The following is a 20,339-nucleotide window of genomic DNA, read 5'->3' on the forward strand; positions in this document are numbered from 1 at the left end:
GCATAGGCCACGTCTCTCCCATGCGTGTAATTGTGCTTGGATCGGCCGCGGGCGGCGGCTTTCCGCAATGGAATTGTCATTGCAAGGGCTGCCGCCGGGCGCGGGCCGGGGATCCGGCCGTGAAGCCCAGAACCCAGGCCTCTCTCGCCGTTAGCGCGGATGGGGTGCGCTGGGTGCTTTTGAATGCCAGCCCGGATCTTCCCTCCCAGCTGCGCGACCATGTCATTCTGCATCCTGACCATGATGGCCCGGCCCGGAATAATCCAGTGGCGGCTGTGGTGATTTCCGGCGGGGATATTGATTGCATCGCCGGGCTGCTGACGCTGCGCGAGGGGCATGAATTCCGGCTTTATGCGCAGGATTTCGTCCAGGCGATTTTGAACGGTAACCAGGTGTTCAGCGTGATGAATCCGGCGCTGGTGCGCCAGGAGAGTCTGCGCGTGAACGAGCCGGTGGCGCTGCGCGATGCGGCGGGGCAAAGCCTCGGGCTTTCGGTGGAAGCCTTTCCGGTGCCTGGAAAATTGCCGCTCTATCAGGAGGCGGGGCGGGACCTCGCGGCCCTGGTGAGCGATGACAGCGTCATCGGCCTGTCCGTAAAGGATGAGGCCGGACACAGGATTCTTTTCATTCCCGGCTGCGCCTACGTGACGCCGGATATTCTAACGCGCGCTCAACAAGCTGATATTCTGTTTTTCGATGGCACGCTCTGGCAGGATCGCGAGATGATCGATGCTGGCTTGAGCCAAAAAACCGGCGCGCGCATGGGGCATATTTCCGTTTCGGGTGAAGCCGGCACGATGGCCGCATTTTCCGCATTGACGCAGACTCGCAAGGTCTTCATTCATATCAACAATACAAATCCGATCCTGTGCGACGATTCCAAGGAAGCCAAAAAAGTCCAAGAAAATGGCTGGGACGTTGCCTATGACGGAATGGAGGTGACGTTATGACGAATATGCTTTCCCATGCCGAGCTTGAGGCAGCACTGCGCAATGTCGGCGCCACGCGCTACCATAGTCTGCATCCGTTTCATAAGCTGCTGCATGGCGGCAAGCTGAACCAGACCCAGGTGCAGGCCTGGGCGCTGAACCGCTATTATTACCAGGCCTGCATTCCGATCAAGGACGCGATCGTGCTCTCCCGCCTGCCGGATGCCGCCTCCCGCCGCGCCTGGCGCCAGCGCATCATCGACCATGATGGCGAGCGCGAAGGCGATGGCGGCATCGCCCGCTGGCTGCGTCTGGCGGAAGGGGTCGGGCTGGAGACCGCCTACGTGGAATCGACCCAGGGCATCTTGCCCGCGACGCGTTTTGCCGTGGATGCCTATGTGCATTTCGTGCGCGACCGCTCGCTGCTGGAAGCGGTGGCGTCCTCGCTGACGGAAATGTTCTCACCCACCATCATCGCCGAGCGTGTCGCCGGCATGTTGGCGAATTATGAATGGGTGTCGAAGGATACGCTGGTCTATTTCAACGCCCGCCTCACCCAGGCGCCGCGCGATGCGGATTTCGCCCTGGATTATGTGAAGCACCACGCCACCACCCGCGCCGAACAGGACCAGGTGATCGCCGCATTGCGGTTCAAATGCGATGTGCTCTGGTCGCAGCTGGATGCGCTGTATGCCGCCTACGTCACGCCGGGTCATGTCCCGCTCGATGCGTTTGGCGCCGAGGCGGCGCTGGCGCGGTGCGCGTAACCGGCGAGACCGTCCCCCGCCTGCGCCGCGGGGTGCGCCGCCAGTTCGACAAGGCCCGTGACACCGCCGTGCTGATGGCCCCGGAGCGTGTCGTCGTGCTCGACGAGATTGCCGATGCCATCGTCACCGCCTGTGACGGGCAACGCAATATCGCTGACATCGTCGCGCTGCTCGCCGCGCGCTATCAGGCGCCGGTCGAGGAGATCGACGGCGATGTCAGGGAATTTCTGGAAGGCTTGGCGGAGTCCGCCTTGGTCACGCTATGAGCTCTATCGCACCGCCTTTCGCCTTGATGGCGGAACTGACCCATCGCTGCCCGCTGCAATGCCCCTATTGCTCCAACCCGCTGGAGATGCTGAAGGCGAACAAGGAGCGTGACACGGCGTTCTGGCGCGGGGTGATCAGCGAGGCGGCTTCGATGGGCGTGCTGCAGATCCATTTCTCTGGTGGCGAGCCGAGCCTGCGGTCGGATCTGGCTGCGCTGATCGCGCATGCGACCGATTGCGGGATGTACGCCAACCTGATCACCTCCGCCGTGCTGCTGAACAGGGACAAGCTCAGCGCCTACGCGCAGGCGGGGCTGGGTCATGTGCAGGTGAGCCTGCAAGGCGCGGAGGCGGCGAATGCCGACCGGATCGGCAATTACAAAGGCGCGCACGAGAAGAAACTCGAAGTGGCGAAGCTGGTCACGCAGATTGGCATGTCACTCACCATCAACGCGGTGGTGCATCGGCAGAATCTTGAGGAACTGCCAGCGATCATCGATCTGGCGCTGGCGTTGGATGCGGACCGGCTGGAAATCGCGCATGTGCAATATCATGGCTGGGCGCTGGAAAACCGCGCCGCTTTGATCCCCACCCGCGCCCAGTTCGAGGCGGCGGATGCGCTGGTGGCGCGCAAGCGTGAGGAAATCGGCGCGCGCATGGTGATTGATTACGTGGTGCCGGATTATTACGCGGATCTGCCGAAAACCTGCATGGGCGGCTGGGGGCAGAAAATGCTCAACATCGCCCCGGATGGGCGGGTGCTGCCCTGCCATGCGGCGGAGACGATCCCCGGCCTGACCTTCCCGCGCGCCGATGATCTGCCCTTGCGAGAAATCTGGGAAGGCAGCGACGCCTTCAACAAATTTCGCGGCACCGGCTGGATGCAGGAGCCTTGTTCCAGCTGTGCGCTGAAGGAAATCGATTGGGGCGGCTGCCGCTGCCAGGCAATGGCCATCACCGGCGATGCGGCGGCGACCGACCCAGTCTGTTCGCGCTCCCCGCGTCACGCGGCCATGAACGCGATGGCGGCGGCAGAGGCGCAGCAAGAGCCTGGTGACTTCAAATGGCGGCGCGTTTCATGATTTTGGCGGGCCGCACCAGGCGCCTGCTTCTCGCCAGTGCGGCTCTGGTTCCCGGACTGGCGATGGCGCAGACCAGCGACAGCTCAACTGACACCACCCCGCCGGTCATTAACGTTCACATCGGTGTTTCGCCCTTGGGCGGCGGCGTGCCGTTGCAGAAATGGCCGACCGCCGTGCAAAGCTTCTCCGCGCAGGATCTGACCAAACAAGGGGCGACGGATTTCACCGGCGCGCTGGCGCGGCAAGCCGCCGGCGTCAATCTGCAGAACAGCCAGGCCAACCCGTATCAGCCGAGCGTGCTTTACCACGGCTACGAGCTTTCCCCTATCCAGGGCACGCCGGCCGGGCTTTCGGTCTATGTGAATGGCGCGCGCTTCAACACGCCCTTTGGCGATCTGGCGCTCTGGAGCGTGCTGCCTGACGACGCGATCGATTCCTTCGATCTGGTCGATGGCAACCCGCTCTTCGGCCTCAACGCGCTCGGCGGCGCCATCGATGTGAAGATGAAAAACGGCTTCACCGCCCCGGGTGGCGTGCTGGAGCTGCAAGGCGGCTCCTTCGGCACGATTGCTGGCCATTTTGAATATGGCAAGCAGGTTGGCAATGCAGCCGCGTATGTTGACATCTCTGCCGCCCGCAATACCGGCTGGCGCGATGCGCAAGGTTCCGACATCAAGAGCGCCTACGCGGATCTCGGCTGGCGCGGCAGCGCTGCGGCGCTGCATATCAATCTCATCGCCGGTAATTCCGGGCTGCATGGCCCTGGCACGGTGCCGGTGGAGGTGCTGGCGGCGGATCCCAACGCGCAATTCACCGGCCCGAATTCCATCAACGATAAATATCTGCGCCTCAGCAGTACGCTGGATCTGCAGCTGAGCCGCGATACCTCGCTGCAGGCGGTGCTCTATTACGAGAACATCTGGGAGCATCTGCTCAACGGCAACGGGCCCAACGATCTTCCCTGCGGCGATGGGCAAAATCTCTGCCAGGGCGGGGCAGGGGGGAGTTATTCCACGGCGGCCGGCGGCGGCATCATTCCGCAATATCTGCCGAATGGCAATAATGCCTACGGGCAGCTCAACCTCAACACCACCAATACCAACGGCTATGGCGCCTCCGCGCAGATCACCCATAAGGGCGCGCTGGGCCAGCTCGTCGCAGGGCTCAGTTATGATGGCGGCTACAGCACCTACGGCGCCGCGGCTTATGATGGCGCCTTGTCGCTGAGCACGCGCGATTATTATGCGCTGCCCGGCACCGGACTTGGCTATCCTGTCGATGAGCCCGGCAACGTGCCGGTGAATGTAGGCTTGCGCAACGCCTATTACGGGCTCTACGCGACGGATACGATCGACCTCACCAAAAAACTCTCCCTCACGCTGGGCGGGCGGTTCAATATCGCGCAGATCGCCTTGCATAATGAGCGTGGTTACGACCCCAACGCCGCGCCGGGCGGGCTGAATGGCAGCCATTATTATCAGCATTTCAACCCCTCGGTCGGCATGGCCTACGCGCTCACGCGCGCGGTGACGCTCTATGGCAGCTGGTCTGTGCAGAACGCGGCGCCGACCCCGGCTGAACTCTCCTGCGCCAGCCCGCTTGATAGCTGTGCCCTGGCGAATTTCATGTCCGGCGATCCGGCGCTGAAGCAGATCGTCTCGCAGAATTTCCAGGCCGGGCTGCGTGGGACGTTCGTTGTCGGCGGATTGAATTTCCTCAGCATCCAGGAGGATGTTTATGATGATGAAACCAGAGACGACATCGAATTCCTGCAATCGCCTTATAATCCGCAAGGCAACGGCTATTTCTCCAATATCGGCAGCGTGCACCGGCGCGGCGGTGATCTCGCGGCGCAGTTCGATAGCGCCAAATGGCATCTCTACGCATCCTATTCACGCGTGCAGGCGACCTATGGCGCCAGCTTTATCGAGCGCAGCAACAGCCCGAATGCCGATGCGAGCGGCAATATCACCGTCAATAGCGGCGATTTTCTGCCGGGCGTGCCGAAAAATCTCATCAAGTTCGGCGCGGATTACAAGATCACCCCGCGCTGGAGTGTGGGCTTCAGCGGCACCGCGCAGACGGGCAGCTATCTCTACGGCGATGCCGCCAATCTCGATAAGCCGTTGCCGGGCTATGCGCTGATCGATCTGAACACGCGCTACAGCGTCACACCGCATCTCACTTTGTTTGGCAGTATCGATAACGTCACAGACCAGCGCTACTTTGTTTACGGCACCTATTCCAGCGTTGGCGGCGTCTATGTCGCGCCGGCGCCAAATTACAGCAACCCGCGCAGCTATTCCATCGGCGCGCCGGTGGCGGTGACGGCGGGAATGAAACTGACCTTCTGAGCTGTTGCGTTTCGAAGCAGTGATGAAAAACGTGACAGCTCAAATCCCAGCTATCTCGTGAATTCCCCAGTAAAACCCAAGAACTTTCTTTGGCACGAATCCTGCTGAGACGATGACGCGATGCGGGCCGCCCGGAACACCGGGGTCTCGCATCGCCCCGGTCAAAAAAATCAAGGCCGGGACGTCCAAGTCAAAACCAAGAGACAAAGCGGCGCAGACCGATTTGTCGATATGCAGGGGGTTTCATGAAGATCCAATCTCGTACCCATACCGCCCGGGCGCTGGCCTTGCTCGCGGGCACCGCTCTCGCGGGCTTTGCCGTGCCGGCCTTCGCCGGTTCCGTCACCCAGCCCGGTGAGACCATCGGCCTCGCGCCCGGCACGCCGCTGCCGCAAGGCGTGTATCTGGTGGACACCACCGATTACGGTAATCTCGGCAAGGAAGCGCTGGGGGTGACCATCCCGGTTGTCGCCTGGTCCACCCCAGTGCATCTGCTGGGCGCGCGCGTACAGCTTTACGCCGCCTTTCCGCTGGCCGAGGCGAGCGTGCCCGGCGCGCATGTGCAGGGCTGGTATAATCCCTGGTTCGCCGGCCAGCTGGCCTGGGATCTCGGTAACAATATCGGCGTGTCCTATCTGCTCGGCACCTACCCGAAGCTCTCCAGCCCGGTCGCGAATGACGCCACCACCATCAATCAGCGCTTCGCGGTGTCCTATACGGGGAATGGCCTCAATCTCTCCGCCAATCTGATCATCGGCAATGAGGTGAATAACTCCTCGGTCAATGCCTCCAAGGTGCCGAATTATCTCAACCTGGATCTGACCGCGACGAAGAGTTTCGGCAATTGGAGCTTCGGCCCGGTCGCTTATTATTCAACGGACACAAGCTCACCCTATTCCGGCTACCAGAAGCAGCATCAATTCGCGATGGGCGGTCTGGTCGGCTATAATTTCGGCAAGGTGGTTCTGCAATCCTACCTTACCCATGACGTTACCCAGACGGGCTATCTCGGCAACGACACGCGCTTCTGGTTCCGGTTCATTATTCCGGTCAGCTAAGCTGCCGTAAGACGACGAAGACAGGGCATGGGGGCGGAACGCCCCATGCCTTTTTGGCGTTGCTGAGCTTCCCGGCTTTAACAAGGCTGCGTTGAAACGCGGCGTTAAGCCCCTGACGACGCTTGAGCTTAGGTGTAGCTTTTCCATCATGGCGCGGCCCGCGCGTCATGACTCTCGCCCGATTATGGGCGCAAGGCGAAGCAATCGTCAGCAGAGGAGTATGGAATGGCCGATCATCCGCAAAGTTTCTTGCCAGGCGCCAGCCTGTCTTACGTATCGCCGACGCGCCAGAGCGCCTGGGGCACCTATCTGGCGCAGGTGGACCGCGTGCTGCCTTATATGGGCGATCTCGCCCGCTGGTCCGGCACGCTGCAACGCCCGAAGCGGGTGCTGATCGTCGATGTGCCGATCGAGATGGATGACGGTAGCATCGCGCATTTCGAAGGCTACCGGGTGCAGCACAGCCTCTCGCGCGGCCCGGGCAAGGGCGGCGTGCGCTACCATCCGGACGTGACGCTGGAAGAGGTGATGGCGCTGGCGGCCTGGATGACGATCAAGAATGCCGCGGTCAATCTGCCTTTTGGCGGCGCCAAGGGCGGCATCAGGCTGGACCCGAAACAGTTGTCGCAGCGGGAGCTGGAAAAGGTCACCCGGCGCTATACCAGCGAAATCGGCATCATCATCGGCCCGCAGCGCGATATTCCGGCGCCGGATGTGAACACCAACGGCCAGATCATGGCCTGGATGATGGACACCTACTCCGCCAATGTCGGCGCCACGGCCACCGGTGTGGTCACCGGCAAGCCGATCAGCCTGGGCGGCTCGCTCGGGCGGGTGAAGGCGACCGGGCGCGGCGTGTTCGTCACCGGGCGCGAGGCGATGCGCCGGCTGAAGCTGCCGATGGACGGGGCGCGCATCGCGATCCAGGGGTTTGGCAATGTCGGCGCCAATGCGGCGGAGCTGTTCGCGCAGTCCGGCGCCAAGGTGGTGGCGGTGCAGGACCATGGCGGCGGCGTCTATAATGATAACGGGCTGGATGTGCCGGCGCTGACCGCGCATGTGCTGGAAAAAGGCAGCGTCGCCGGGTTTCGTGGCGGCGAGGTGCTGGGGCTGGAGGAGTTCTGGGACGCGAAGGTGGATGTGATCATCCCCGCCGCGTTGGAAGGCCAGATCACCGAGGCCCGCGCCGAACGGCTGCGCGCCAGCCTGGTTCTAGAGGCCGCCAACGGGCCGACCGTGCCGGGGGCGGATGATATTCTCGCCGCGCGCGGTGTCACGGTGCTGCCGGACGTGATCTGCAATTCCGGCGGCGTCATCGTCTCTTATTTCGAGTGGGTGCAGGATTTCTCGTCCTTCTTCTGGAGCGAGGAAGAGATCAATCTGCGCCTGGACAAGATCATCACCGGGGCGCTGGCGCATATCTGGGCCACCTGCGAGCGGCATGGATTCAGCCTGCGCACCGGCGCCTTCGTGGTGGCGTGCGAGCGCATCCTGCAGGCCCGCAACGAGCGCGGGCTGTATCCCTGAGATGAAAAAAGCCGCCTTCCGGGAGGAGGGCGGCTTATTCGCGCGAGGGGCAGGGCTTACCCGCCGTAGCGCTGCAAGGTCTGGCGCAGCGGGTTGGCGCCGGGATTATTGCCCTGGCCATCAACGACGATCTGCCGCGCATCCAGCTGCTGGCCGTAATATTGCTGCTCGGCGCCGGCATTGTTGGAGAGCACGGTGCCGGAGAGCGAGACGCCGCCATAGAGCCCCTGGCTCTTGGAGAAGCTGATGATATCGGCATTGGTGGCGGTGGACATGGCGCCATTCACGCCGGCCCCCAAAGTCGCCACCGAAAGCCCGGCATCCGCGCCGATCTTGAATTGCGAGTTCAGCAGCGCGTTCAGCCCGCCCGTGGTCATGATGATCATCATCACCTCGGCGTTCTGCACGCCGATCTGCAGGCCGAAGCTGCCCGCGCCCATGGAATAGATGGCCGGGTTGGACCAGCCGCCATCGGCGGTGCGGGCACTCATCACGCAGCCGCCGCCTTCGCCGCCGAAGAAGAAGCCGGCCTTGAACACGTTCGGGCAGACCACGACGGCTTTGGCCTTGCGCAGGAACTCCTGAGCCTGGGAGCCCTGGGCGCCGCCCATCATGTCTTCCAGCGCCAAGGTGGAACTATCGACCAGATGTTGCGGATTGGCGGCCAGGGCCGGGGCGGCGGTGCCGGCCGCGAGGGCCGCGGCGAGAAGCAGGCGCTTCATGAGAGAACTCCTTCGGGTTTGGGCGCGTCTTGCCGTGTTGCTGCAGGTGGGGTGGCGGCCTCGAAGCGGCAAGCTTGGGTGGATGAATGTTCATTAACCGACAAAACCCGCCAGCCGCGCGGCCCATGCGAGAGCCGGGTGAGGGAGATATTGTCGATCTGCAGGCAGAGCGCCTGATGCGGGGTCAGCCCCAGCGCAGAGGCGCAGGCGGCGCGGATGGCCCCGCCATGGCTGACGATGATGGTATCGCTGCCCTGGGCACTTTCCCGCAGCGCCTCCAGCCCGGCGCCGACGCGCTCGATCAGATGCGCGAAGCTCTCCCCGCCCGGCGGTGTCTCGGCGGCATGGATCGGCCAGAACGGATGCCGCTCATCATGGCCGCGGGCATCGAAGGTGGAAATCGGCACGCCCTGCCAGTCGCCGAAATCCTGCTCGATGAAGGCGGGCTCGATCAGCCGGGGCATCTGCGGATAGCCGGCGCGCTGCAGCGCATCGGCGGTGAGCTGGGTGCGGGTGAGGGGGGTGCAGACCAGCCGGGCCGGGCGCGGCAGCCGGGCGGCCAGGGCGGCATAGTCCGCTGCCTGTGCCGCCATCGTGTCGGTGCATACCGGCACGTCGTCGGTGCCGTAGAGGAAGGCCAGATTGTCCCGGTGGACCAAAGCGTGGCGGATGAGCCAGAAGCGGTGCATGCTCAGTCTCCGGTTGGGCACGCCGCCGCCGCGCCGCGCCTGATTGCGTCTGCGTCAGGCATGAAGACGAAGATTATGGCGCAAAACCGGCTTATGCGTGTCCGCATCGGGGCCGGTATAGGCTCTGAAAACCGCGTCTCCATGCGCTTTGGGATTAAGCGCGCGATGCGGTCTTGCCAACCACCCCCGGCGAAGGGCGCCTATGCGGCGGGTGGGGTGAGCTGGTCGAAGGCTTCCAGCGCCTGGGCGGCGTACATCGCGGAGGGGCCAGCGCCCATATAGATCGCCATGCCCATCGTCTCCAGCACCTCCGCCCGGCTGGCCCCGTGCGTGCCGGCGGCCTGGGCGTGATAGGCGATGCAAGGCTGGCAGCGCGTCGCCACCCCGATGGCGAGTGCGATCAGCTCCTTGGTTTTCTGGTCCAGCGCGGTGCCGGCATGGGCGCCCTGGGCGAGGGCGGCAAACCCTTTCATCGCCTCCGGCGCGCCCTGGCGCAGCGTTTTCACCCCGCCATTCATGGCCTCGATCAGCTTCGTCCAGTCCTGGATCATGTCCTGTCTCCTGAAAGTGCCGCGAACATAAGCGCGGCACGCCGCACCGCCTTGACCTTGCGCAAAACACGGTGCGGACTCGCACCGCGCGGCGCATCGGTCTATGCCGGGCGGCATGGATCAGCTGGCTTTGTATTTCCATTGGCCCTTCTGCCTGGCCAAATGCCCCTATTGCGACTTCAACTCCCATGTGCGCGAGAGCCTGCCGCAGGCGCAGATGCTGGCGGCGCTGACGGCGGAGCTGGGCTATGAGGCGGCGCGGCTGGGGCGGCGTGAGGTCGGCTCGATCTTTTTCGGTGGCGGCACGCCGAGCCTGATGGACCCGGAGAGCGTGGCGGCACTCATCCAGGAGGCCGGGCGGGTGTTCAGCCTGGCGCCGGAGGCCGAGATCACGCTGGAAGCCAACCCGACCAGCGTGGAGGCGGCGAAGTTCCAGGCCTATCGCCAGGCCGGGGTGAACCGTGTGTCCATCGGCGTGCAGAGTTTCGAAATCGAAGCGCTGCGATTTCTCGGCCGCCAGCACAGCGCCCAGCAGGCCATCGCCGCCATCGAGCTGGGGGCCAGCATCTTCCCCCGCATCTCCTTCGACCTGATCTATGCCCGGCCCGGCCAGGATCAGAAATCGTGGCGGGCGGAGCTGCGCCAGGCGCTGGATCTGGCGGCGGATCATCTCTCCCTCTACCAGCTCACCATCGAGGACGGCACCAAATTCGCCACCCTCCACGCCCGGGGGGAGTTCACTTTGCCGGATGAGGACGAGGCCGAGGCGCTGTATGACATCACCGCCGAGGAGGCCGGGCGCTATGGATTGCAGCGCTACGAAGTCTCCAACTATGCCAAGCCCGGCGGTGAGAGCCGGCATAACATGACCTATTGGCGCTATGGCGATTATGCCGGCATCGGCCCCGGCGCGCATGGGCGGCTCTCTCTGGGCGGCCGGCTGCTGGCCACCACCCGCCATCGCGCCCCGGAGCCCTGGATGGAGCGCGTCGCCGCGCATGGCCACGGCACCACGCTGGAGGAGGACATTCCGGCCCAGGACCGCGCCCGCGAGGCGTTGATCATGGGGTTGCGGCTGCGCGAGGGCATCGCCGCGCCGCACTTCGCCGCCCGCACCGGCATTGCCCTGCTGGATGCCATCGAGCCGGAGATCCTCGATGAGTGCCTCGCCGAGGGCTATCTCACCTTCGCCGAGGACCGGCTGGCCGCCACCGCGCAAGGCATCAAACGGCTGGACGCATTGCTGCCGGCCCTGTGCAGATAGTATAGCCAGCCGCAATTAAGGGAATTTCGATGCGCTATGTTTCGACGCGGGGCCAGGCCCCGGAGATGGATTTCGCCGGCGTGCTGCTGGCCGGCCTCGCCAGCGATGGCGGGCTCTATATGCCAGCGAGCTGGCCGCGCTTCTCCGCCGAGGAGCTGAAATCCCTGCGCGGCCTGCCTTATCCCGAACTCGCCGCCAAGGTCATCGCCCCGTTCGCGGCGGGCAGCGTCTCCGAGGCTGAGCTGCTCTCCATGTGCAAGCTCGCCTATGCGGATTTCGCCAATCCGGCGATCGTGCCGCTGGTGCAGCTGGAGACCAATCTCTACGCGCTGGAGCTGTTCCACGGCCCGACTTTGGCCTTCAAGGACATGGCGCTGCAGCTGGTCGGGCATCTTTTCGAGCATGTGCTGGCCAAGCGCGGCGAGAAAGTCCGCATCGTCGGCGCCACCTCCGGCGATACCGGCTCGGCCGCCATCGAGGCCGTGGCCAACCGGAAGAATATCGACATCACCATCCTGCACCCGTACGGCAAAACCTCCGAGGTGCAGCGCCGGCAGATGACTACGGTGCAGGCGGATAACGTGCTCAACATCGCGGTCGACGGGAATTTCGACGATTGCCAGGATCTGGTGAAGGCGATGTTCGCGGATGCGCCGTTCCGGACGGAGATGAATCTCTCCGCCGTCAACTCCATCAATTTCGCCCGTATCGCCGCACAGATCCCCTATTATGTCTATGCCGCGCTCAATCTCGGCGCGCCGGAGCGGGAGGTGGCGGTCTCTGTCCCCACCGGGAATTTCGGCAATATCCTGGCGGCCTGGGCGGCCAAGCAGATGGGGCTGCCGATCGTCAAATTCATCGTCGCCTCCAACCGCAACGATATTCTCTCCCGCTTCCTGGCGGAGAACGACATGTCCGTGCATGAGGTCGAGCCCAGCCTCTCGCCCTCCATGGATATCGGCGTCAGCTCGAATTTCGAGCGGCTTTTGTTCGAATTCTTGGGCCGGGATGCGCTGCTGACCGCGAAGACCATGGCGGATTTCCGCAGCACCGGGAAAATGACGGTGGAGGCGCCGGTCTGGCGCGCCATCGCCCATGAATTCCAGGGCTACCGCCTGTCGGACGAGGCGACTTTGGCGGAAATCAAGCGTTTTTATACCGAGAGCGCCTATCTGGCGGACCCGCATTCGGTCATCGGCCTCGCCGCCGGGCGCGATTGCGACACGGGGCGCCTGCCGGTGATCTGTGCCGCCACCGCGCATCCGGCGAAGTTCCCGGATGCGATTGAAAAAGCGGTCGGCATTCGCCCGCCCCTCCCAAACCATCTTTCCGACCTATATGACAGGAAAGAGACATTCACCCGCGCCGGCGCCGATCTCAACCAGATCGAAACCTTGGTGCGGAATTTTGCGAACAGGAACTGAAATGCCTGAACAGGTTTCCATCACCACGCTGCCCTCCGGCCTGACCGTGCTCACCGAGCGCATGGAACGGGTGGAAACCGTGTCCTTCGGCGCCTATGTCGGGGCCGGCACAAGGCACGAGACCGCCGCCGAAAACGGGGTGGCGCATTTCCTCGAACATATGGCCTTCAAGGGCACCGAGCGGCGCTCGGCAGCGGATATCGCCGAGGCGATCGAGAATGTCGGCGGCCATATCAACGCCTATACCTCGCGCGAGCAGACGGCCTATTACGTCAAGCTGCTGAAGGAGGATCTGGCGCTGGGGGCGGATATCATCGGCGATATTCTCTGCCATTCCAGCTTCGAGCCGGAGGAGCTGGAGCGCGAGCGCGGGGTGATCCTGCAGGAGATCGGCCAGGCGAACGACACGCCGGACGACATCATCTTCGACCATTTCCAGTCCGCCGCCTATCCGGCGCAGCCGATGGGAAGGCCGGTGCTGGGCACCGAGCAGATCATCCGCACCATGAAGCGCGAGGCGCTGCCCGGCTTCATGCGCCAGCATTACACGCCGGAGAACATGGTCATCGCCGCTTCCGGCAATCTCTACCATGAGCAGGTGGTGGAGCTGGCCCAGCGCCATTTCGCCGATCTGCCGCGCGCCGAGCGCGCCGCGCCGATGGAAGCCGATTATATGGGCGGCGAGTATCGGGAGCTGCGGGATCTCGACCAGGCGCATATCGTGCTGGGCTTCGATGCGCCGGGCTATGGCCAGCCGGATTATTATCCTTCCATGCTGCTCTCCACTCTGCTGGGCGGCGGTATGTCCTCGCGCCTGTTCCAGGAAATCCGGGAGAAGCGTGGGCTGGTCTATTCCATCTACAGCTTCACCGCCCCGGCGCAGGATGGCGGGCTGTTCGGCATCTATGCCGGCACCGGTGAATCCGAGGCCGCCGAGCTGATCCCGGTGACGCTGGAGGAGCTGGAGAAGGTGCAGCGTTCCGTCAGCGAGGCGGAGCTGAACCGCGCCCGGGCGCAGCTCAAGGCCGGGCTGCTGATGAGCTTGGAGTCCACCGGCAGCCGCTGCGAGCAGTTGGCCCGGCAATGGCAGGTGTTCGGGCGGATCATCCCGGTTGAGGAGACCGTGGGCAAGATCAATGCCGTCACCGTGGAGGATATCCGCGCCTCGGCCGCCAAGATTTTCCGGCAGAAACCCACTCTGGCCACCATCGGCCCGGTGGCGCAGGTGCCGAAATTCTCCGCCATCATCGACCGGCTGGCGGCATGAGCGCGCTCTCCGACGCCGCCGCTGGGCTGCTGGAAGCGGCGAAGCGGGCCGGGGCGGATGTCGCCGAGGTCGGGCTGTATGAGGGCACCTCGGTCGGCGTGCAGCGCCGGCTGGGCAAGACCGAGGAGACCGAGCGCGCCGAGACCACCGAGCTGAGCCTGCGGGTGTTCCTGGGGCGCTGCTCGGCCTCCGTCTCCGCCAGCTCCATCGACAGCAGCGCCTTCGCGCGCCTGGCCGCGCAGGCGGTGGCGATGGCGAAAGTGGTGCCGGAGGACCCGTATGCGGAAATCCCCGAGGCGCCGCCGGCTCTGGATGCCGGGTTTTTGGAGCTTGAAGACCCGGTTGAGCCGAGCGCTGATCTGCTGATCGCGCGCGCGGCCCAGGCTGAGGACGCTGCCATGGGCGTGCCCGGCATCACCAATTCCGAAGGTGGCTCCGCCAGCTGGTCGCGCGCCGTCTCGGTGCTGGCCACCAGCCATGGGTTTCTGGGCGAATATGCCCGCACCGCGCATAGCGTCTCCGTCACCGCCATTGCCGGCACCGGCACCGCGATGCAGCGCGATTATGATTATGACAGCGTGATCCATGGCGCGGATCTGGCCGACCCGGCGCAGCTGGGCCGCAATGCCGCCGCCCGCGCGCTGGCCCGGCTGAACCCCAGGCGCCCGGCCACCGCCAGGCTGCCGGTGATCTTCGATCCGCGGGTCTCCGGTTCCATCCTCGGCCATCTGGCCGGGGCGATTTCCGGCGCCTCGATCGCGCGCGGCACCTCCTTCCTGAAGGATGCGCTGGGCCAGCGGATTTTCCCCGCCGGGCTGGAGATCATCGACAACCCGCTGAAAGTGCGCGGCCGCCGCTCCCGCCCGTTTGACCGCGAGGGCCAGCGCGTGGCGCAGATGAGCTTCATCGCGGACGGGGTGCTGACGGGCTGGATCCTGGATACGCGCTCGGCCAACCAGCTCGGGCTGAAGACCAACGCCCATGCCGGCGGGCTCTCGAATTTCTACATGGCGCCGGGGCGGCTGAGCCCTGAGCAGTTGATGGCCGACATCGCCGAAGGGCTGTACGTGACCGAGATGATGGGCTCCAGCATCAACGGCCTCACCGGCGATTATTCGCGCGGGGCGGCCGGGTTCATGATCCGCAATGGGCAGATCGCCGAGCCGGTGGCGGAGATTACCATTGCCGGGAACCTCAAGGACATGTTCCTGAACCTGACGCCGGCCAGCGATCTGGAATTCAAGCGCGGCACCGATGCGCCGACGCTGCGGCTGGACGGCATGACCCTGGCCGGCGCCTGACACCGGCTTTTCGCGCCCGCGCGACACGCAGGTGATGGGCCACCACGGCCCATCACCCGGCAGCTGGAACATGGAGGTGGTGGGCCATGGGCAGACTGCGCGGAATAGCTAAGCTGCCGGCGATGAATGGTGGCTTAAAAAAGCCTGAGTTTTTTGTCAGTCGTTGCGACCGGCGCGTTGATTTCGTTTCGGATTTTTAAGGCAGACCCCGCCATGACATGCCCGGCGCCGCTGCAGGCGCCCGGCATATCGGGGTTAATTGCCCTTTTTATCCCACGGCGCCTGGCCGAGATTGACCTGCTTGGGGGTGGTGTTGGACCCGGCCAGCGCGCCCGCGCCGGCACCGATGCCCGCCCCGACGACCACGCCGATCGGCCCGCCGACAATGCCGATCAACGCCCCCGTGGCCGCGCCACCCGCGGCCGTCCCGGTGGTGCGCCCGGTGCCATGGCCGCAGCCGGCGAGGGCCAGCGCCATCGCCAGCATCAGGGATTTCTTGAACATCCATCTCTCCTGTTTGGTCTTGCCCTTGTCTCAAAGGCGCGCCGCGTTGCGCAAGCCAAACCGCCGATCGATCCGCCTGCGGGACGGGGTGCGCTGATAGACGTTTTTCTTTTCAAGGGCTTACGAAAAATTGCCGGCAATGCGCGGGGGCTTGGTCCAGAACGGATTGGTTTAAAAAGGGTTGCGAAGCGCGATCCGGCGCGTACATGGTGAAACGTAACCAACGCGGAGAGCCCGATGTCCGACACGTCCAAATTCCCGGTGCAGCTGAAGGCCCCCAGCTGGGTGGATGACTTCAAGGCCTTCATCATGCGCGGCAATGTCGTCGATCTGGCGGTTGGTGTCGTCATCGGCGCCGCCTTCACCGGCATTGTCAGCTCGCTGGTCAAGGACGTGATCAACCCGATCATCGGGCTGATCACCGGCGGGGTGGATTTCTCCAATCATTTCATCATCCTCAAAGGCACCCCGGCGCTCACTTTGGCGGATGCCCAGAAGGCCGGTGATGTCACGTTGAATTATGGCGTGTTCATCAATGCGGTGATCAATTTCGTGATCGTCGCGGCGGCGATCTTCTGGATGGTCCGGATGGTGCAGAAGATCTACAAGAAACCGACGCCGCCGGCCGCCGCCCCGGCGCCGACGCCGACCGAGACCCTGCTGACCGAAATCCGCGACCTGCTGAAGGATAAGGGCACGGTCTGAGCCGCAGCCCTCCTCCTGGGCATGGCGGCCTGGGAGGCGCACAGCGTTGCGCCGGCCGGCCGTCTCTCGTCATTCCAAAATCGACATATGGCCAGTTAAACAATTCATTTCATTAATGCTGCGCCGCAGCATATACTCACGCAGTCGGGCCGTGGCGGCGCCGGTGATGGATCGCGGATGCGGACTCGGAGCGTGGATTTAAGGCATTTCACATGGCGGGGCCCGGCGGCGGGGATCTCGGACGGGTTCTACCGCCTCGCGCGGCAGCTGGAATCCCGCGCCTTCGGGCTGACTCCGGAGCAGATCGGCATTGTCGAGGGCTTGCGCGCCGCCACCGCCGTGGCGGTGATGGCGGCTCTCGCCTACGGGCTGGGCCGGCCCTGGCTGGCCTGGGCGGTGTTCGGCGCCTTCTGGTGCTGCCTGGCGGACCCGGGCGGGCCGGATTGGGTGCGCAGGCGCGCCATTGGCGGCTTCGCTTTGGCCGGGGCGCTGGTTCTGCCCATCGTTTCCATCGCCGGCGCGTTCGGGCCGTTTGTGGGCGGGCCGGTGATGCTGGCGGCCGTGTTTCTCACCAATCTGCCGCGCGCCTGGGGCGCCTCGGCGACGGTGCCGGGCATTCTGGTCAGCGTCGTCGCGGTGGTGGGGGTGGATTATCCGCACACGCCCGCCGGCGCGCTGGTGCTCACCGGCGCGTTCCTGTTCGGCTGCGCCTGGGCCTATCTGCTCTGCCTGGTGCTCTGGCGCATCCATCCGCACGCCCCGGTGCGCCGCGCGGCGGCGGCCCTGTACGCCCGCGAGGCGGCGATGGTGCAGGACATGCTGGTGCTGGCCGGGCATGAAGAGGCCAGCGAGGCGGACTGGGCCGGGCTGAATGCCGAGCATCGCCGTGCGGTGCGGCTGTCCATCGAGCGCGCCCGCGCGGCGGTGGCACGGCTGGAACAGCGCCGCGGCCGGCATGAGCTGGCGGTGGATTGCGCGGACCGGCTCTTCGCCGGGCTGCTGGCGCTGGGCCATGGGCTGGCCTCGGGCGAGGCCTCGCGGCCGCTGCGCTTCGCGCTCTGGACGCTGCATGAGGCGCTGGCCGAGGCCGCGCACCAGGCGGCGTCGCGCCAGTTCAGCGGGGTGCGGCTGGCGGACCAGGCGCGCAGCCTGGCGCAGGATGCGCGGGTGCTGCCGCACGCGCCGGGCCGGGCTTTGGCGCAATGCGCCGCTGCCCTGGCCGCCTATGCCGCCGGGCCGGGGGCGGAGCATGATGCAATTCAGCCGCACGCAGGGCCGGGGCGCATCACCGTCCCGGTGCTGCGCCATGCGGCGCGGGTGACGGTGGCGGTGGCTTTGGCCTATCTGCTGGTCGCCTGGTTGAACCTCACCTTCTCCTACTGGGCGACGATGGCGACGGTGATGGTGATGCAGCCTCTGGCCGAGGCGACCTGGCCGCGCAGCCTGGAGCGGATCCTGGGTAGTGTCGGCGGCGGCATGCTGGCGGCCTTGCTGCTGGCGGCCAGCCCCGCCAAGCCGGTGCTGCTGCTGATCATCTTTCCGCTGGCGGCGCTCACCATCGCCTTCAAGAGCGTGAATTATACCGTGTTCGTGCTGTTTCTCACCTCCCTCTTCGTGCTGGTGATCGAGATGGTGCAGCCGGGCAGCGGCGTGCCGGTGGCCCGGGCGGTGAATAACATCATCGGCGCGCTGGTCGGGGTGGCGGGGGGGCTCGTGCTGTGGCCGGAACGCCGGCCGGGCGGGGTGGTGGCGCTGCTGGCGGCGGCGGTGGAGGCCAATCTCACCTTCGCCGCCCAGGCGCTGGCGCATCCCGCCATGGGCCAGGATGCGGCCGGGCAGGAGCGGCGCGCCGCCGGGCTGGCCAGCTCCGCCGCCGAAACCGCCCTGGCGCGGATGCGGCTGGAAGGGCGCGGCCGGGGCGGCCGGCTGGAGGCCGCCACGGCGCTGCTGGGCGCGTTGCGGAATGTCGCCGGGGCGGCGGCGGTGCGGGTGCTGGGTGCCGGCACGGCGGATGCGGCGCGCGCCGCCGCCTGCCGGGCGCTCGCCGCGTCCATCCTCGCCCGGTTGCGCGGCGAGGCGGTGCCCTTGCCGTCTTTGCCGCCCGGCAATGACGAGCTGTCAGCCGCGCTGGCGCGCCTTGCCGATGCGGCGGCGGGCCTGCCCGCGCGCGCTTAAGGCTTTTTTTACGCGGAAGATGTGCTAAGCCCCACGGCCATGCGTCAGTATCTGGAATTCGAAAAGCCGGTCGCGGAGCTCGAGAGCAAGATCGAGGAGCTGCGGCGGATGAGTGCGGCCCCCGGCGAGATCAACATCGCCGAAGAGGTCGCCAAGCTCTCCGCCAAGGCGGATGCGCAGCTCAAGGCCACCTACGCCAAGCTGACCCCCTGGCAGAAAGCGCAAGTCGCCCGCCATGCCGAGCGCCCGAAGGCGCTGGCGGTGATTTCCGCGCTGATCGAGGAGTTCACCCCGCTGGCCGGCGACCGCGCCTTCGCGGATGACGCCGCCATCGTCGGCGGCATGGGCCGCTTCCGGGGCCAGGCGGTGATGGTGATCGGCACCGAGAAGGGCACCGACACCGAAAGCCGCCTGAAGCATAATTTCGGCATGGCCAAGCCCGAGGGCTATCGCAAGGCCAAGCGGCTGATCGAGCTGGCCGGCAAATTTAACCTGCCGATCCTCAGCTTCGTCGATACCTCCGGCGCCTTCCCCGGCATCGAGGCCGAGGCGCGCGGCCAGGCGGAAGCCATCGCCCGCTCCATCGAGGCCTGCCTGGACGCGCCGGTGCCGCTGGTGGCGACCATCATCGGCGAGGGCGGCTCCGGCGGCGCCATCGCGCTGGCGGCGGGCAATACGGTTCTGATGTATGAGCACGCGATCTATTCGGTGATCTCACCGGAAGGCTGCGCCTCCATCCTCTGGCGTGATTCCGCCCAGGCCGCCACCGCCGCCGAGGCGATGCGCATCACCGCGCAGGATTTGAAGAAGCTGGGGCTGATCGATGAGATCGTGCCGGAGCCGCTGGGCGGCGCGCATCGCGACCCCGCAGCGGCGCTGGTGACGCTGGGCGATGCGGTAGAGAAATCCCTGCTGGCGCTGCTGGGCCAGACCCCGGAGGCGTTGAAGGCCAAGCGCCGGGAGAAGTTTTTGGCGATGGGCAAGCAGGGGCTGTAAGCTCAGTAGAAAGGGGCTACGCTACTTAGCCCCTTCTATTGCAGCTATGACCCCAGCAATTGCAGCAATAAGCGTAGCTACGAACAAAACTAGATAGCCCAGCGATGCTAAGGCAATGCGCCAACGGATCTCTGCAGCTAACTCGTGCCGCTTAATTATTCCGTCTCGGAGCCTGATCAGTTCCTCGGGCTGGTTTTGATAGAGGTCGCGCAGATTATCGGTCGTATATAGCTTCAACTCCCTGACAGTACGGCCGTTTTCCCGTGACATTCGAATTTTCACGGCAATGACGTCGTAAATATTCATCAAATGTACGGTTTGGCCAAACTCGGGAATTGCCATGTTTAGCGTGCCCAGCCCGGCCGTCCACTCAGCAAGCTCAGCCATGCCGCCAGCCCCAAAGCCGCGCCGATGATGCCCTGGGTGCCGTTGTAATTCACCACAGCGGCGATGCCGAGGCCGATCGCCAGCCCGGCCAGCAGGCGTTTGCCGGCGAAGAACGCCGCCAGCCCGACCAGCAGCGCCGCCCAGCCGAAGGCGCCGTAATATTGCCCGCTCAGCACCCAGCCGCGCGGCACGCACCAGCCCGGCGCATTGCCGGCCGCGCAGATGCCGACGGTTGCACGTGGAACAATGGCCAACACGCGGAAGGCGAAGGTGCCGCCGCCGACCAGTATCGTCAGCGCCACACCGGCGACGTCACTGACGCCCCACTGCACTATCTTGCGCATAAACCCCCTCCTTGCCGGTTGCTCTAA

The 20,339-nt window shown here is 65.1% G+C and carries 20 protein-coding genes; 14 read left to right on the forward strand and 6 right to left on the reverse strand.

Translation table 11 applies throughout. The features are described 5' to 3' along the window. Window positions 1-20 precede the first annotated feature (20 nt). From pqqB to T331_RS0103185, 7 genes are all read left to right on the forward strand, one after another. A complete protein-coding gene (pqqB, locus tag T331_RS0103155; RefSeq protein ID WP_026438998.1) occupies window positions 21-950 on the forward strand; it encodes a pyrroloquinoline quinone biosynthesis protein PqqB in 930 nt (309 codons plus the stop codon). Further along, window positions 947-1,696, forward strand: coding sequence for a pyrroloquinoline-quinone synthase PqqC (gene pqqC / locus T331_RS0103160; protein ID WP_008494860.1), 750 nt, complete (start codon window positions 947-949; stop codon window positions 1,694-1,696). Before pqqB ends, pqqC begins: the two co-directional genes overlap by 4 nt. Further along, window positions 1,687-1,962, forward strand: coding sequence for a pyrroloquinoline quinone biosynthesis peptide chaperone PqqD (gene pqqD / locus T331_RS20205; RefSeq protein ID WP_008494861.1), 276 nt, complete (start codon window positions 1,687-1,689; stop codon window positions 1,960-1,962). The genes pqqC and pqqD overlap by 10 nt, the downstream gene beginning before the upstream one ends. Beyond that, complete coding sequence (gene pqqE / locus T331_RS17145; protein ID WP_035179009.1) at window positions 1,959-3,044, forward strand: pyrroloquinoline quinone biosynthesis protein PqqE; 1,086 nt, start codon at window positions 1,959-1,961, stop codon at window positions 3,042-3,044. Before pqqD ends, pqqE begins: the two co-directional genes overlap by 4 nt. Continuing rightward, entirely contained in the window at window positions 3,026-5,398 is a 2,373-nt protein-coding gene (locus T331_RS0103175) for a TonB-dependent receptor (RefSeq protein ID WP_026438999.1), read from the forward strand. The genes pqqE and T331_RS0103175 overlap by 19 nt, the downstream gene beginning before the upstream one ends. A 245-nt stretch (window positions 5,399-5,643) precedes the next feature. Further along, window positions 5,644-6,456 carry a transporter gene (locus T331_RS0103180; RefSeq protein ID WP_026439000.1) on the forward strand — a complete coding sequence of 271 codons (813 nt, stop codon included), beginning with the start codon at window positions 5,644-5,646 and terminating at the stop codon, window positions 6,454-6,456. A 225-nt stretch (window positions 6,457-6,681) separates the two neighbouring features. After that, window positions 6,682-7,983, forward strand: a complete 1,302-nt coding sequence (locus T331_RS0103185; protein ID WP_051622068.1) for a Glu/Leu/Phe/Val family dehydrogenase — start codon at window positions 6,682-6,684, stop codon at window positions 7,981-7,983. A gap of 56 nt (window positions 7,984-8,039) precedes the next feature. On the opposite strand, the gene T331_RS0103190 is transcribed toward T331_RS0103185, so the two are convergent. From T331_RS0103190 to T331_RS0103200, 3 genes are all read right to left on the reverse strand, one after another. After that, complete coding sequence (locus T331_RS0103190) at window positions 8,040-8,705, reverse strand: lipid-binding SYLF domain-containing protein (RefSeq protein WP_026439002.1); 666 nt, start codon at window positions 8,703-8,705, stop codon at window positions 8,040-8,042. Next, window positions 8,702-9,394, reverse strand: coding sequence for a histidine phosphatase family protein (locus T331_RS0103195; RefSeq protein ID WP_026439003.1), 693 nt, complete (start codon window positions 9,392-9,394; stop codon window positions 8,702-8,704). The genes T331_RS0103190 and T331_RS0103195 overlap by 4 nt, the downstream gene beginning before the upstream one ends. A 200-nt stretch (window positions 9,395-9,594) precedes the next feature. Further along, entirely contained in the window at window positions 9,595-9,945 is a 351-nt protein-coding gene (locus T331_RS0103200; RefSeq protein WP_026439004.1) for a carboxymuconolactone decarboxylase family protein, read from the reverse strand. A gap of 115 nt (window positions 9,946-10,060) precedes the next feature. Here T331_RS0103200 and hemW point away from each other — a divergent pair, with 115 nt between their 5' ends. From hemW to T331_RS0103220, 4 genes are read left to right on the forward strand one after another with little or no spacing between them, the layout of a single operon-like run. After that, window positions 10,061-11,209 (forward strand): radical SAM family heme chaperone HemW, encoded by a 1,149-nt coding sequence (gene hemW / locus T331_RS0103205; protein ID WP_081822127.1) that lies wholly within the window; start codon window positions 10,061-10,063, stop codon window positions 11,207-11,209. A 29-nt stretch (window positions 11,210-11,238) separates the two neighbouring features. Then, the gene (gene thrC / locus T331_RS0103210) at window positions 11,239-12,633 is read left to right on the forward strand and encodes a threonine synthase (protein WP_026439006.1); all 1,395 of its coding nucleotides are present in this window, start codon (window positions 11,239-11,241) and stop codon (window positions 12,631-12,633) included. Window position 12,634: 1 nt separating this feature from the next. Beyond that, window positions 12,635-13,900, forward strand: coding sequence for a M16 family metallopeptidase (locus T331_RS0103215; RefSeq protein ID WP_026439007.1), 1,266 nt, complete (start codon window positions 12,635-12,637; stop codon window positions 13,898-13,900). Continuing rightward, the gene (locus T331_RS0103220) at window positions 13,897-15,201 is read left to right on the forward strand and encodes a TldD/PmbA family protein (RefSeq protein WP_026439008.1); all 1,305 of its coding nucleotides are present in this window, start codon (window positions 13,897-13,899) and stop codon (window positions 15,199-15,201) included. Before T331_RS0103215 ends, T331_RS0103220 begins: the two co-directional genes overlap by 4 nt. 255 nt (window positions 15,202-15,456) lie before the next feature. On the opposite strand, the gene T331_RS0103225 is transcribed toward T331_RS0103220, so the two are convergent. Further along, complete coding sequence (locus T331_RS0103225) at window positions 15,457-15,705, reverse strand: hypothetical protein (protein ID WP_026439009.1); 249 nt, start codon at window positions 15,703-15,705, stop codon at window positions 15,457-15,459. A gap of 237 nt (window positions 15,706-15,942) precedes the next feature. Here T331_RS0103225 and mscL point away from each other — a divergent pair, with 237 nt between their 5' ends. The 3 genes from mscL (at window position 15,943) to T331_RS0103240 (ending at window position 19,581) form a co-directional block, all read left to right on the forward strand. After that, window positions 15,943-16,410 carry a large conductance mechanosensitive channel protein MscL gene (mscL, locus tag T331_RS0103230; RefSeq protein WP_008494875.1) on the forward strand — a complete coding sequence of 156 codons (468 nt, stop codon included), beginning with the start codon at window positions 15,943-15,945 and terminating at the stop codon, window positions 16,408-16,410. Window positions 16,411-16,587: 177 nt separating this feature from the next. Further along, the gene (locus T331_RS17150) at window positions 16,588-18,585 is read left to right on the forward strand and encodes an FUSC family protein (protein ID WP_155992586.1); all 1,998 of its coding nucleotides are present in this window, start codon (window positions 16,588-16,590) and stop codon (window positions 18,583-18,585) included. 39 nt (window positions 18,586-18,624) lie between these two features. Next, entirely contained in the window at window positions 18,625-19,581 is a 957-nt protein-coding gene (locus tag T331_RS0103240) for an acetyl-CoA carboxylase carboxyltransferase subunit alpha (protein ID WP_008494877.1), read from the forward strand. Between the two features lie 21 nt (window positions 19,582-19,602). On the opposite strand, the gene T331_RS0103245 is transcribed toward T331_RS0103240, so the two are convergent. Together T331_RS0103245 and T331_RS17155 are read right to left on the reverse strand one after the other, a co-directional pair. Continuing rightward, window positions 19,603-19,968 carry a hypothetical protein gene (locus T331_RS0103245; protein ID WP_026439010.1) on the reverse strand — a complete coding sequence of 122 codons (366 nt, stop codon included), beginning with the start codon at window positions 19,966-19,968 and terminating at the stop codon, window positions 19,603-19,605. After that, window positions 19,926-20,312 (reverse strand): hypothetical protein, encoded by a 387-nt coding sequence (locus tag T331_RS17155; protein WP_081822104.1) that lies wholly within the window; start codon window positions 20,310-20,312, stop codon window positions 19,926-19,928. The genes T331_RS0103245 and T331_RS17155 overlap by 43 nt, the downstream gene beginning before the upstream one ends. Window positions 20,313-20,339: the final 27 nt, after the last annotated feature.

Source organism: Acidocella facilis ATCC 35904 (assembly GCF_000687875.1).
Taxonomy (GTDB): domain Bacteria; phylum Pseudomonadota; class Alphaproteobacteria; order Acetobacterales; family Acetobacteraceae; genus Acidocella; species Acidocella facilis.

Coding starts and splice junctions, on each gene's coding strand:
- pqqC (WP_008494860.1), top strand. CDS start 947: ATGACGAATATGCTTTCCCATGCCGAGCTTGAGGCAGCACTGCGCAAT.
- T331_RS0103180 (WP_026439000.1), top strand. CDS start 5,644: ATGAAGATCCAATCTCGTACCCATACCGCCCGGGCGCTGGCCTTGCTC.
- T331_RS0103200 (WP_026439004.1), bottom strand. CDS start 9,945: ATGATCCAGGACTGGACGAAGCTGATCGAGGCCATGAATGGCGGGGTG.
- T331_RS0103190 (WP_026439002.1), bottom strand. CDS start 8,705: ATGAAGCGCCTGCTTCTCGCCGCGGCCCTCGCGGCCGGCACCGCCGCC.
- T331_RS0103215 (WP_026439007.1), top strand. CDS start 12,635: ATGCCTGAACAGGTTTCCATCACCACGCTGCCCTCCGGCCTGACCGTG.
- T331_RS17155 (WP_081822104.1), bottom strand. CDS start 20,312: ATGCGCAAGATAGTGCAGTGGGGCGTCAGTGACGTCGCCGGTGTGGCG.
- T331_RS0103220 (WP_026439008.1), top strand. CDS start 13,897: ATGAGCGCGCTCTCCGACGCCGCCGCTGGGCTGCTGGAAGCGGCGAAG.
- T331_RS0103195 (WP_026439003.1), bottom strand. CDS start 9,394: ATGCACCGCTTCTGGCTCATCCGCCACGCTTTGGTCCACCGGGACAAT.
- T331_RS0103225 (WP_026439009.1), bottom strand. CDS start 15,705: ATGTTCAAGAAATCCCTGATGCTGGCGATGGCGCTGGCCCTCGCCGGC.
- T331_RS17150 (WP_155992586.1), top strand. CDS start 16,588: ATGCGGACTCGGAGCGTGGATTTAAGGCATTTCACATGGCGGGGCCCG.
- T331_RS0103245 (WP_026439010.1), bottom strand. CDS start 19,968: ATGGCTGAGCTTGCTGAGTGGACGGCCGGGCTGGGCACGCTAAACATG.
- pqqB (WP_026438998.1), top strand. CDS start 21: ATGCGTGTAATTGTGCTTGGATCGGCCGCGGGCGGCGGCTTTCCGCAA.
- mscL (WP_008494875.1), top strand. CDS start 15,943: ATGTCCGACACGTCCAAATTCCCGGTGCAGCTGAAGGCCCCCAGCTGG.
- hemW (WP_081822127.1), top strand. CDS start 10,061: ATGGATCAGCTGGCTTTGTATTTCCATTGGCCCTTCTGCCTGGCCAAA.
- T331_RS0103185 (WP_051622068.1), top strand. CDS start 6,682: ATGGCCGATCATCCGCAAAGTTTCTTGCCAGGCGCCAGCCTGTCTTAC.
- T331_RS0103240 (WP_008494877.1), top strand. CDS start 18,625: ATGCGTCAGTATCTGGAATTCGAAAAGCCGGTCGCGGAGCTCGAGAGC.
- thrC (WP_026439006.1), top strand. CDS start 11,239: ATGCGCTATGTTTCGACGCGGGGCCAGGCCCCGGAGATGGATTTCGCC.
- T331_RS0103175 (WP_026438999.1), top strand. CDS start 3,026: ATGGCGGCGCGTTTCATGATTTTGGCGGGCCGCACCAGGCGCCTGCTT.
- pqqE (WP_035179009.1), top strand. CDS start 1,959: ATGAGCTCTATCGCACCGCCTTTCGCCTTGATGGCGGAACTGACCCAT.